Origin of the sequence: Agrobacterium sp. T29 (assembly GCF_006970545.1) — a bacterium.
Taxonomy (GTDB): Bacteria; Pseudomonadota; Alphaproteobacteria; order Rhizobiales; family Rhizobiaceae; genus Agrobacterium; species Agrobacterium leguminum.
This window is the reverse complement of the sequence record NZ_CP040641.1, coordinates 1,459,145-1,471,565: the sequence shown is the minus strand read 5'-3', so window position 1 is coordinate 1,471,565 and position 12,421 is coordinate 1,459,145. Positions and strand designations below refer to the sequence as shown.

The following is a 12,421-nucleotide window of genomic DNA, read 5'->3' as shown; positions in this document are numbered from 1 at the left end:
CCAATCTTCACAAGCCCTCGTTCTAGAAAACCGAGGAAAAGGAGGTGAAATGCCAAACGTTTCCACTACAGCCGGCGACAAGCAGGCTGTAGAAAATCAGCCATTGCCGAAGCGCAAGGAATGGAAAGGTTTGTATCCGAAGGTAACTGTACGCCTGAACGGCCCTCTGGGAGACGTAGTAGACGAACTTCAAGAAGCGACTCACGCCGCCTCTCCTAGCGACGTTGTGAAAAGAGCTCTCGTTATTTATCATACCCTGGTAAAGCAGAAACTAGCTGGAAACGAACCTTACATTGAGCAAAAAGAAGGGGATACAACGAAACGTATTCCCATTTTCTTATAATATTTTCTGACGCAAGGGAGGTGCTTAGGCACCTCCCTTATCTTTTAAGCTGCGAGCATTATGAAATATGTCTCGGATCTAACGCCGCTGGCGACAGGTTCGAATGTGCACCGTCCGGCGTTACGACGATTTACGGTCAACGGTGTAACCCCTGTAATCTCACGAAACGTCTTGATAAAATTCTGGATGCTACTTTAAAAAATGTCATGAACGTAATGCATGATCCCCGACGTAACTCCGACGTCGAGGGAAGGTCATGGGAACCTGTCCTGCATGCCACGGTGACCGAGAATGCCAGACGTGCGATGGCACGGGAGAGGCCAAAACCGTCAATCCCATCCATCAGACGAATACGTTGACGACGACGGCAGCGTCACTTGTTTTGAATGCGATGGCAGCGGCGACTGCCCGCATTGCGGCGGCACCGGCGAGGTTGATGACGATGACGACTAGAGATCGTCGCTGAAGATGTCTCCGATGTAACGGTCCGGCTCTTCCAGAAAACGGCGCATGACGATGTAGTGCTCGGTCTCGCGCAACGTTGTCGGCTCTATGGCACCATCGGCTATTTGCAGAAGCTGGCTGTCCGGGTAGCCGAGAAGAATGGGAGAGTGGGTCGCCATGATAATCTGGGAGTCGCCGGATCGCAAAATCTCCCGAAGGAGCGCCAGGAACGCCAACTGTCGCATAGGCGAAAGCGCGGCTTCCGGCTCGTCAAAAATGTAAACTCCCTTGCCGCCGATCCGGTGGGCAAACAACGACAGGAACGATTCCCCGTGTGACTGGGCGTGCAGCGACTTCCCCCCATACGGGCGATAGCTTTGCCTGCTTCCAAATTGCCGCGCAAGATCGTCTATATACGTGGCGTAGTTGAAGAAGCTTTCGGCGCGAAAGAAGAACCCCTTGCTCGTTTTCGGCAGCCAGGCAAATCGGCAGCTTTCAACAAGATCGTTCAGATCGTCACGGCTCGCATAAACGTGGGCGTTACCGCCGCCGGGATTGAAGCCGCACCCTTTCGCTATGGTTTCCAGCAGGGTCGATTTCCCGGACCCGTTCTCGCCGCAGAAAATCGTAATCGGCCGTTCAAACGCAATCTCGAACTCCCGCGTAAAAAGCGGCACATTGAACGGAAACCCCTTCTCCTCGCCGGGCGGGGCGTAACTAAGGCGGCGGAGAAACGGAGCCGGCATCACGGTCACTCACTCGTTACATACACGATCAGCGACGACGGAATGGCTTTCCGGACGGCGTGTTCCAGCCAGCGATGATCTTCTTCCAGATGATCGCCGTTCGGATACAGTCGTATATGGCGTACCAAGCGGCGTTTGCCCCTATCGTCGACCCAGACAAGGCACGCTCGCGAAGCAAGCCCCTTACAAATCGCCCAAGGGAACGCAATCCATGGACAATCCAGATGAGTCTCGAAGGAGATATCCACAGCAGCTGTCCGGGGGTACTGCACGGCAAATAGGGACGCCACCTCGGACCACACCTCACTATCATGATAGGGAACATCCATCTGGGGGGATTTAAACGTCTGGGCCGCAACTGCCTTGGGGTTGGCAATGTAATCACGAGGCGATGTGCAGGCTTTCCACAGGGAAACACCGTGAGGCAAAACAACTTCGGGGAACACAATGCTGTACACGCGACCAATCTAGTTCGTTTCCTCAGTGGCAGCAATCACTACCGTCATCCCACCAAACCTTCGTCCAACGCCGCTGGCGACAGGCTCGAATATGAGCCGCCCGGCGTTACGACGTTCTACGGAACTCCAGCGGTGTAACTCCCGTAATCTCACGAAACGTCTTGATAAAGTTCTGAATACTCCCGAAGCCCAGGGTCTCGGATATCTCGCCAATCGGTGTTCTCGACGTCAGCAAAACCGACTTTGCGAATGTCACGCGCTCCTTGTTGATATAGCGGATCGGAGACTCGCCGAAGGTTTCCTTGAAGGAGCGCGAAAAATGGAACCGGCTCATCTGAACAAGCGACGCCAGTTCATCAAGGGACATGTCTTTCGTGAGATTAACTTTGATGTATTCAGCTACGAGAAGCTCCTGGGAACGGCTAAGGCCACCACGTTTCTGCGTAAACGTCTCATTGGTAAGCACCATCGCCAGCTCCAGGACGGCCGAAAGCCCGAGCGTTTCCATGTACATCGACGGATAAGATGAAGCCCGCTTGAGCAAGCTCCCTATCTTCAGCATGGTCGATTGAATGTTCTGGTTTTTGAAGTACACATGCGGCGACTGCATCTGGACCGGAAAAAGAATCTCCAATTCCCTGCCGATGAGATGGGGATCAAACGTCAGTGCAACAATACTGTTTTGCCGTTGCTCAAGCGTTACCCACCCTTTGAAATCAAGTTGTTTGGGAATGTAAGTAATCATCTCACGGATGTCTTTCCGATTGGACGCAGGCTCTCCACCTACCTGCCATTCACCGTCTGCACGTATCAAATCATGATAGGCGAGATAGTGGTGCTTGGGGTTACCTCCACGGAACTCGTAACCTTTAAGGCCACTTAGGTCGATAAACTCGACAGAAAAACCTCTCCATGACGACGCGCGAGAATGTTCTACTTCCGAAGAATTCTTATTTACATCAAATACTAGTGCGAGCTTATCTCGCTTAACACCGGCCATCCCCCGACAATATCACAATATAGAAATGGTTAAAGGTTGCATATTGGCGACATCTGCCAATATATCGTGCATCACATCTTTACACTTAGCAAAAATGCATAATAATGCGCAAAAAGGTTTAACCCATATGCGTATAAGGCTCGACCAAGAAACGGATACGGCAGCAATTATGCCGACGCTCCACCGTTCCCGGCCGATTATTCACCTGAATATACTATGGGGAAATCAAATTTCCCGCAAAGCCTCTGATTATTACTTACCCGGGCATCTCGGGTACAGGCTGCCGATTTCCGTCACGCGTTGTGCGGTCAAGCTAAGCCATGAGCGCCGGTTCAAGGTGACCCGCGTGAATGGTGTCCTGATGTTCATCCGCATGCTGGGAGATGGTACATGAAAGTATCCACTCGCGTCTCAAACACGCGTAAGGGGCATTACGCCCGCATCCTAATGGCTGCAGCCTTGCTGGCAGCATTTTCGCCCGCCGCGTGGGCACAATACAACACACTTGGCAGAGACTTCACCGTCCGGACCGGCACGACCAGTGCAACCTCGGTGGAGCGGATACGCGTAACCCAGGCGGGATTGATGGGCATAGGGCACACCAACCCCAGCTACACTCTTGATATTTCCGGAACCGCACGCGCCACCCGCTTTATCGGCGATGGCTCCGGGCTAACGAACCTCCCTGGCCAGAACATTATTTCCGGCACGACTACCATGGTCCAGGGCTGGCCGGATGCCATTGTCTGCACTTTGCAAAACGGTTCCAACGGAACCGACACGCGCGTATTCCATTTAAGTTTTGCTCCTTTCTATACGGGGCAATATTTTTACCGGCTCAACGAACAAACAGTTGTTGTGAATGGGCCGACCTCCGGCGGTGTCTCGACCCAGATAGGCTTCACGGCGTCCGGCAGCTACGCATCGTTCGATACCACCTACACCAGCTACACATCCGCAGGCACCTGCGCCAACAAGACCATCTCCCAGCTCTATACCGAAGGTAAAGCCTTCAACTTCATCGGTAACACCGGTATGGGTGACGCAGGTGGTCTCGGCTACGCGATGACGTCCGGCACCCTCAGCGTTACCGCCAACACATCCGGCATCGTCAGTCTCACGACCGCCGGCACCACATGGGGCTACCTCGGCAGCAACGGCAGCTACCTGCCCAAGCTCAACACCGATAACATTTCGGCCACCACCATCAACGGTGTTCCCGTCAGCAGCCTCGGCAGCGGCGCCTCCCCCACCAACGTTCCGGCGTTCAGGGCACACCGGAATGGTACCGACCAATCTCTTCCGACATCTACATATACAAACATCACATGGACCACGGAAGAGTTTGATACCTACAGTAATTTCAGCACGTCCACAGGCAGGTTCACACCTACGGTTGCGGGCTACTACAACATTCACCTTTCCATTGGTTGCCTTAATCTGGCATCTACAAATGCGTGTGTGGCACGGATACTTAAAAATGGTGCGGCCGTAACCCATAGCAATGTGCGTTCACCACAGTTCGATGTGACGGCCCATTCCTCCGTCATTGTGTACCTGAACGGGGCTGGCGATTACGTAACGGCACAAGCCCTGAGTGAAGCAAGCTCAGCGTCCTTAACAGGCAATGGTGCCAATACCTATTTCGAAGCCGCACTCATCGCATCCGGCAACGGCCTCGTCAGCGGCACCGGTGCCTCAGCCCTTTCCGCGATGTCAGACGTCACCCTTGCCTCGCCGGCCACAGGAGAGATCCTTACCTATAACGGCACAAAATGGGTCAACAGCACACCTACCACTAACCCGACCATTTCCGGCACCACCACAATGATGGAAGGCTGGCCCGATGCCATCTTTTGTAGCGATAATAGCTATGGTTCAGACTACTTATTCCACACCGGAATCCGTGGAACAAACCATGTCTATGCGCCCACATGGGAGACACAAAATGGTAATTTCATCATCACGTATAATCCGTCAGGTGGGTACGTGTCTGGCAGTGCCGTCATTGCTGGTACCTGTGCCAACAAGTCCATCTCGCAGCTCTACACCGAAGGTAAAGCCTACAACTTCATCGGCAACAGCGGCGCAAACGGAAACAGTGATCGCATCGCGTCCGGAACGACCTCCATCGTGGCCGAAACCGGCGGCCTCATCCGCATCAACACCAGCGGGGTCAATACGGCCTACTTCGATACCGTGGGACGACTGGTGGTGCCGGGAATAAGCACGACTGGAATCATTTCCGGAACGGGAGGCTACTTCAGCGGCAATTTGGGCATTTCAGGAAGGTTGGATGTTTCAAATCCTGCAAATACGACCTTGCAGGTCATGGCTACCAATTCAGGTGTTCGCGGTGGAATGTCGTCGGATATTCCCTCAGGCAGCGCATTCTACATGGGGAGCTATTCCAATTCTCCGCTCGCACTCGGGATCAACAATTCGGAACGCATGCGCATTGGCACAGACGGGCGTGTGGGTATCGGAACAACATCTGCCCGAGCAGCGCTTGATAGTCCTAACGGCGGAATATTCAACCATATCAGTATTGGTGTTTGCGCTTATGGTCCTTGTCCCGGGCCAGAAAACCAAGAGTATCCCTACGAAACCATACAGCTCGACCCCGGAAACAATCTACGCATTTCCTTTGGAGAATATCAGCCGTTCTTCTTCGGGAACAACGGTCACGCTCTGAAACCGGGCGGAGGATCATGGAATGCGTTTTCTGATAAGCGTCTTAAAGACCTTGATGGCACTTACCCACGCGGTCTCAAGGAGATCGCAGCCCTCGAACCAGTTCGCTTCCACTACAAGAAAAACAATCAGATGGGGCAACCCTCCGACCGTGAATTCGTCGGCTTGATTGCCCAGGATGTGCAACCGCACTTCCCCGAAGCTGTAAGCAAGGAGAAGGACGGTTACTACCGTCTCGACACCACTCCCATCAGCTTCGCGGTCATCAATGCCATCAAGGAACTGAAAGCCGAGAACGAGCAGCACCGAAAAGCCAATGTCCAACTTCAGGCAGAGAACAACCGGCTTCAGGCGTCAAACGACAATCTCGCCAGGGAACTGAGGACCTTCCGCAGCGAGTACGAAGCATTCAAAGCCAAAATCACCAGCGTGGTTGTCATCGAATAAGGAAAGTCCCCCAATGTGAAAACCCCTCTCCTCCTCATCCTTTTATTGCTGGCTCTGCTATCAAGCGTCCACGCGCAGGAACGCACCGCCGCAGGCACCATGGAAACCCAGATGAGCTGGAGTGCCCTCTCCAGCAAAATCGGCACGGTGGATGCCAAGGTGTTTGGCATCAATAGCCTTATCAACCAAGACATCGCCTGCGGAAGAAAAGGCATGCTGTACGCACCTGGCCCGGGAGCTGACGGACAGGGTTGTATGAAGCCGTTTGTGGACGACACCGCCCTGAACCAGCTTAACGCCAAGATGAACAGCGCGCTGGCCTGCGCCAGCCAGGGGCGGATGTTCAACGGCAGCAGTTGCGTGACGGCAGCCGTAGCACTGCCTGCGGCGCCACGCCTGCAGTGCCGAGTAGCATCGCATGTCGGGCCGGGACCGCACTATGCCTCCCGGGCGCAATGCAACAGCGATGAGATCATGACGGGCGGCGGTGGTCAGTCAGAGACCGAGGGAACCAATTTGTGCAGCGGTCTCGGATCATCCTTTATCCACGCTACAGTCCCAAGCGGGAACGGATGGGCTGTGGATGGCTACCGTCCGGGGGGCGGCGACGCCTGCACCATCGCCTACGCCATCTGCTGCAAGATTGTGAACTGAACCAAAGCCAACCAATGAAAGTCCCGAACGTGAAAATCATTCTTCTTGCCCTCGCTGCACTCTCCCTCATTACGGCAGCATTTGCACAGGAACGCACGGCTGCCGGCACGGTCGAAAACCAGATGAGCTGGAGCGCCCTGAATACCAAGATTGCGACGGCGAACAGCAAGGCTGACGCCGTGAACAGCCGGGTCGAGCAAGTGGTGGTCTGCGGCCGCAAAGGCATGCTGTACGCACCGGGACAGGCCGGCGCCGATGGCCAGGGTTGTGTCGTATCGAAGCTGGATTCGAGCTACGTGAACATGCTGAATGATATCAATTCAAACCTAACCAACATCAATTCCTGCGCAGCCAACGGCAGCGTTTATAACCGCAGCGCCCATTCGTGCTTACCGGTGAAGATGCCGGATCCGGCCACACTCAACATTGGTACCTATAATCAAACACTGTGCACTCGTGGCGGCACCCATACCGTGGTTTCCAGCTGCCCCGGTGGACAGCGTCTTCTGGGATGCGGAGGCGGTCCCGGAGACCAGGACGAAAGCCATGAATACTGGGTCCTTATGCCTGATTTCGCGGCAAACCGCTGCATCGGCTATGTGGGAAATCCCAGATGTTACGACGATGGCTGGTCACGCACCATCGTGTCCGCGGTGTGTTACAGACCCTGACTCTCAGCGGAATTCGACCAACGATAACAATAAAAGAACGATACATGTTGAACAGCATTCGCGCCAAACTGACCCTGCTGGCCCTCATCTCCATTCTGTCCATCCTGGCCATTGGCGGGGTCGGCTTCTATGGATTCAAGCAGCTGGAGGATGCCATCCTCAAGGCCAACGGCGACACTATTCCCACCCTTGTCACATCCGGCCGCATGTCGTTCGACTTGGCGCGTTTGCACACGCTGGACGCACAGTACATGGGAGAACCCCACAAGGAGGACCGGGAGCGCCTGCTGGACCAGCGGGTAGGTATCGTCACGCAAATCGAAAAAACGCAGAAGGAATACGAGCAGCTCAGCTCCCTGCCGGATGAGCCCAAGGTCTACGCGGAGTTCAAAGGCGCCTTCGCTACTTATCGCGAGCAGAAGCGCGCTCTGAGCGCGCTGGTGGAGGAAGGAAAGGTCGAGGAGGCGACCACCCTGTTCGATGGCACGATGAAGACGGCCTACAACGAGGCTGTCATGAGCATGCAGAAAATCGTCCGGATGAACGCCGAGGCGGCCAAGGTCCGGGCCGAGAACGCAAACCGGACCGAGAATTTCCTTTCCGCGCTGATGGGGATCAATGTCGTCGTGGCGATGGTGATTGTCGCCATCCTCCTGATCGCCATTCTCCGCAGCGTGCTGCGTGGCCTAGCCGAGCTGGAGCGCTGCCTCAAAGCGCTGTCCCAGCTGGACCTGAGGGTTGTCGCTTCCGCAGGCACGAAGGATGAGATCGGGCGAATCCTCGAGATGTACAACAGCACTCTGGGTAAGCTCAAAACCGTCATCGCCGAGACCAAGGAAGCTTCCAGCACCGTGTCGGCGGCATCGAGTGAGTTGAGCTCGACCATGGATGTCCTCACGAACGCAACAGGGGAACAGTCGGCCGCACTGGCCGAGATTGCCTCGGCCGTCGAGGAGACCTCATCGTCGGCCATGTCGGTCAAGGAGCGGACCGAACACTCCGTCACCGCCACAAATGACGTCGCCAGCGAATTCGACACCGCGACCGAAAGCCTGCGGGAACTCCAAAGCGCCGCCGCCGGCATCGAGGAGGCACGCGGGGTTATCCAGGCGATTTCCGAACAGATTAATCTGCTCGCGCTCAATGCGGCCATCGAGGCGGCACGGGCGGGCGACGCCGGCCGGGGTTTCGCGGTGGTCGCCGACGAGGTCCGCAAGCTGGCAAGCTCAACGGGCGTATCGACACAGCAGATCACGGAGCGCATCGCCAAACTCAAGCACTCCGTCGACAAAATCGCAGGCAGCCTCTCGCGGTCGGTATCTCTGGTGGACGGGGTCAAGGACAACGGCCGTGCGATGCTCGGGTCCGTGACCGAACAGACCGCCGCCATCGAGCAGATAAGCCGCTCCATGCAGGAGTTCCAGGACCAGATGGACGACATGGTGCGGAGCATCCAGGAATCCAAGACCGCGTCGACCGGTCTTTCGGAGACGGCTGTGGGCCTCTCCGGCACAGCCGGCCGGTTCAATACCTAATCAACGGAAGCCTTTGACGTGGCCGAACACATTCACGGTTCTTTGGACTCCCTGCGCTTGTATCTGACGCAGCTCAAAACCAAAGCCGAAGACCTCGACAGGGAATGCGCCCGTCTTCGGGCCATTGTCTCCCAAGAAATAAAACGGGTTGAAGACTTGATTCAAAAGCAGGTGCAGACAACGACCGGGCGCCGGAACAGGACACTTGGCATATGGATTGTCGCCTTCGCGGCCGCCTGGTGGGCGCCGATCGCGCCGACCCTTGCCCAGACCGGAACCTTTGTCGATGTGATGACGCGCGATCCCGCCACAACCAATGTGCAGAACCGCCTCTGCTACACGACCAATGGCCGGGTGGACATCGGCTGCCCGGCCGATGCACCCTATCTTGACGTTGCAACGGGAAGGCTTGGCATTGGTACGACCAATCCCACCCAGGCTCTCGACGTTTCTGGCTCGATTTATGTCGGTGGCACGCTTGGCACAGGAGCTGGCGGCAGTATGCCGGTTATCAGCCAAAACCAGATACCTCTGCTGCACACCTTTACTCCGACAGGCACCAATGGCGGCAACCTGTTCCTTGGGAGAGGCTCGGGCAACTTCACCATGGCCTATATCAGTTCGGCCAATGATGCCAGTTACAATACGGGCGTGGGCATGGACACGCTTCAGGGCATTACGACCGGCAAATATAATACGGCCATCGGTTGGACCGCACTCGCCTCTACCTCTGTTGCTTCTTACAACACCGCTGTCGGCATCGCAGCCATGGCAAAAAATGTCACGGCCGGCTCCAACGTGGCGGTAGGCGCCTATTCCCTTTATAACGCCAATGCAGGCGTCGATAATGTCGTGATTGGGGGTTCCTCCCTTTTAGCTATGCGTTCCTCCTTCCGCAACACCACCGTCGGTGCCTATACGATGTCCAACTCCGGCTCGGGGAATGACAATACCGTCGTAGGTCACGCTTCCATGCAGTACAAGAACGGCAGCTTCAACACCACGGTGGGCAAGAACGCTGGTGGAGTTAACGGCGGGACAATTACGGGCACCGTAGCCTTGGGGTTCGAGGCAGGAAAATCGCTTGCCACAAACACCAGCAACACGCTGGTGGGGTACCGCGCGGGCGCCTCTCTCACCACCGGCAGCAACAACATCATAATCGGCGCTTCCACGGATGCGCCGGTTGCTGCGGGATCTAACCAGCTCAATATTGGGAATGCCGTCTGGGGTGACATAGGCAGCGGTTCCGGACATGCTAATAAACTGGGTGTCAACGTCAGTTCCCCGTCCAGCAGCCTTCATGTTTCCGGTACATTGCGCCTTACCGGCGGCAGCGAGACATGTGACACGAACCGCCTCGGCGCCATCCGCTACACCTCCGGCAGCTTCGATGTCTGCCGGAGCATCGCCAACGGCTGGGAACCCCTTGCCACGACCGGCAAAGACAGTGCCGTCGACCGGATTACCAGCAGTTCTATGGCAGGTGTCACCGCCAACGCCACCGGCTACATCTCGCTGACGACCGGCGGCATTACCGGCACAGCCTACTTCTCACCCAACAGCGTTCTTGTGAACAAAGGCATTAGCGCGACCGGAGGTGTCTCCGCAACGCAGGGGTATTTCGCGGCGACGCTGGAGGTGTCCGGTGCCATCAAGATCAGCGGCGACGGCACGGAAGGATGCGGCAGCACCAGTGACAAGGGCAAGATGCGCATCAATCCCGCAACGGGCCGCCTGCAAATCTGTGTCGATTAAGAATCCAGCCCAGCAAAGGAGAAGCCTTGTCCCATGAACTTCAGCCAACCGGTGTGGATGCACGACCTTGAGGACGTCGACCCTCTGAAATTCCTGTATGTCGTCACGACCTACTGCAACAGCGGCCGGCCCATGCACCGGGAAGCATTGAAGAGCGTCGTGCTGAAACTGACCCAGCTCTCCCGAAATCTGGACATTGAGCAAGACGACCGCGATGTTGCTGCCGACCTTGCGACAAGTCTGGCCAATGTCGCACTCAAGGCCTATGGCCCCAATAGTGAGTTCGCAAGCGCGCTGAAATCCGGTATCGAAAACATTGTCAACGGCACGTTTTCTCCAGCCAAAACCATACTTACACTAGCCATGTTATGCCTGCCGTATGCGGCCGAAGCAGCTTGCGCTTCGCCTGCGGGCAGCGCAGGTCACCTGATTTTCAATAGCACCCACAAGACCATGCAATTTTGCAATGGGACGGACTGGGTTAATACCGGCGCATCGGTAGCCAATGCCCCCCAGACCGGCTGCACGACACCAGCGGGCAGTGCCGGTGATGTGATCTATGCACGCAACCTCGGCATGGTTCAATTCTGCAACGGTAACCGATGGGTCGACACCGCCTGCGCAGCCACCCGGAATCCAAATGGCAGCGGCTGCACCGATCCGGCAGGTGCAGCCGGCAGCATCCGGTATGTGAGCAATCACAAGGAACTGCAATTCTGCGACAGCACCGATTGGGTGGCCATGGGCTGGGCTTGCGCCGGAGCCTCCCCCCCGGCGAACAACCCTGATGCCTGGACTGCCCGTGCCTCGCCCGAAGCCAATGCCTGGTCTGGCATCGCCTATGGCAACGGCCTGTTCGTCGCCGTGGCCAACAGTGGCACCAACCAGATCATGACCTCACCGGATGGCGTCACCTGGACCGCCCGTGCCGCACCCGAGGCCAACAACTGGTACGGCATCACCTATGGCAACGGCCTGTTCGTCGCCACGGCCAACAGTGGCACCAACCGCATCATGACCTCACCGGATGGCATCACCTGGACCGCCCGCGCCACCCCCGAGGCCAACAACTGGTACAGCGTCGTTTATGGTAACGGTCTGTTCGTGGCCGTGTCGACCGTCGGCACCAACCGCATCATGACCTCGCCGGATGGCATTACCTGGACCGCACGCGCCGCGCCCCAAGCCAATGAATGGGCCACGGTCACGTACGGGAATGGCCTGTTCGTGGCTCTGTCGACCACAGGCACTCATCGCATCATGACTTCGCCGGACGGCATCACCTGGACCGCACGCGCCGCGCCGCAGGCAGCTTTCTGGGGTGATGTCGCCTACGGGGGCGGCCTCTTCGTTGGCGTGGCGGGCAGCGGCACCTACCGCATCATGACTTCGCCGGACGGTATCACCTGGACGGCTCGTACCGCGCCCGAGGCGAACGCTTGGGGCGATATCACCTACAGCAACGGCCTGTACGTCGCTGTGGCAGTGAACGGCACCAATCGGGTCATGACCTCGCCGGACGGCATCACCTGGACCGCCCGCGCCGCGCCCGAAGCCAATTACTGGACAGATATCACGTATGGGAATGGCCGGTTCGTGGCCGTGTCATCCTTCGGCAGTGCCAACCGGATCATGACGTTGCCGTGGCAATAGAGGACTCATCCGCCAAAT

11 protein-coding genes are annotated in these 12,421 nt (G+C 56.7%); 8 read left to right on the top strand and 3 right to left on the bottom strand.

Annotated elements, in window-relative coordinates; all coding sequences use genetic code 11:
- The first annotated feature begins 49 nt into the window (after positions 1-49).
- Positions 50-343: a hypothetical protein gene (locus tag FGF54_RS21820; RefSeq protein ID WP_142781097.1), complete on the top strand. Its 294-nt coding sequence runs from the start codon at positions 50-52 to the stop codon at positions 341-343.
- 449 nt (positions 344-792) lie between these two features.
- On the opposite strand, the gene FGF54_RS21815 is transcribed toward FGF54_RS21820, so the two are convergent.
- The 3 genes from FGF54_RS21815 to FGF54_RS21805 all read right to left on the bottom strand — a co-directional run bounded on the left by FGF54_RS21815 (position 793) and on the right by FGF54_RS21805 (position 2,991).
- The gene (locus FGF54_RS21815; RefSeq protein WP_142781608.1) at positions 793-1,533 is read right to left on the bottom strand and encodes an AAA family ATPase; all 741 of its coding nucleotides are present in this window, start codon (positions 1,531-1,533) and stop codon (positions 793-795) included.
- Between the two features lie 5 nt (positions 1,534-1,538).
- Complete coding sequence (locus tag FGF54_RS21810) at positions 1,539-1,991, bottom strand: hypothetical protein (RefSeq protein WP_142781096.1); 453 nt, start codon at positions 1,989-1,991, stop codon at positions 1,539-1,541.
- Between the two features lie 106 nt (positions 1,992-2,097).
- A complete protein-coding gene (locus tag FGF54_RS21805) occupies positions 2,098-2,991 on the bottom strand; it encodes a helix-turn-helix transcriptional regulator (protein ID WP_142781094.1) in 894 nt (297 codons plus the stop codon).
- Between the two features lie 43 nt (positions 2,992-3,034).
- Between FGF54_RS21805 and FGF54_RS27440 the strand changes: the two genes are divergently transcribed.
- Genes FGF54_RS27440 through FGF54_RS21775 form a run of 7 tightly spaced genes read left to right on the top strand, consistent with a single transcriptional unit; the run spans position 3,035 to position 12,403 of the window.
- Complete coding sequence (locus tag FGF54_RS27440; protein WP_210247442.1) at positions 3,035-3,385, top strand: hypothetical protein; 351 nt, start codon at positions 3,035-3,037, stop codon at positions 3,383-3,385.
- Positions 3,382-6,132, top strand: coding sequence for a tail fiber domain-containing protein (locus FGF54_RS21800; protein ID WP_142781093.1), 2,751 nt, complete (start codon positions 3,382-3,384; stop codon positions 6,130-6,132). The genes FGF54_RS27440 and FGF54_RS21800 overlap by 4 nt, the downstream gene beginning before the upstream one ends.
- Positions 6,133-6,147: 15 nt before the next feature.
- Positions 6,148-6,786 carry a hypothetical protein gene (locus FGF54_RS21795; RefSeq protein WP_142781092.1) on the top strand — a complete coding sequence of 213 codons (639 nt, stop codon included), beginning with the start codon at positions 6,148-6,150 and terminating at the stop codon, positions 6,784-6,786.
- 29 nt (positions 6,787-6,815) lie between these two features.
- Positions 6,816-7,457 (top strand): hypothetical protein, encoded by a 642-nt coding sequence (locus tag FGF54_RS21790; RefSeq protein WP_142781090.1) that lies wholly within the window; start codon positions 6,816-6,818, stop codon positions 7,455-7,457.
- Positions 7,458-7,501: 44 nt separating this feature from the next.
- A complete protein-coding gene (locus FGF54_RS21785; protein WP_168208211.1) occupies positions 7,502-8,992 on the top strand; it encodes a methyl-accepting chemotaxis protein in 1,491 nt (496 codons plus the stop codon).
- Positions 8,993-9,010: 18 nt separating this feature from the next.
- Entirely contained in the window at positions 9,011-10,750 is a 1,740-nt protein-coding gene (locus FGF54_RS21780; protein ID WP_142781088.1) for a hypothetical protein, read from the top strand.
- Positions 10,751-10,783: 33 nt separating this feature from the next.
- Positions 10,784-12,403, top strand: a complete 1,620-nt coding sequence (locus FGF54_RS21775) for an arabinan endo-1,5-alpha-L-arabinosidase (RefSeq protein WP_142781087.1) — start codon at positions 10,784-10,786, stop codon at positions 12,401-12,403.
- The last annotated feature ends 18 nt before the right edge of the window (positions 12,404-12,421 follow it).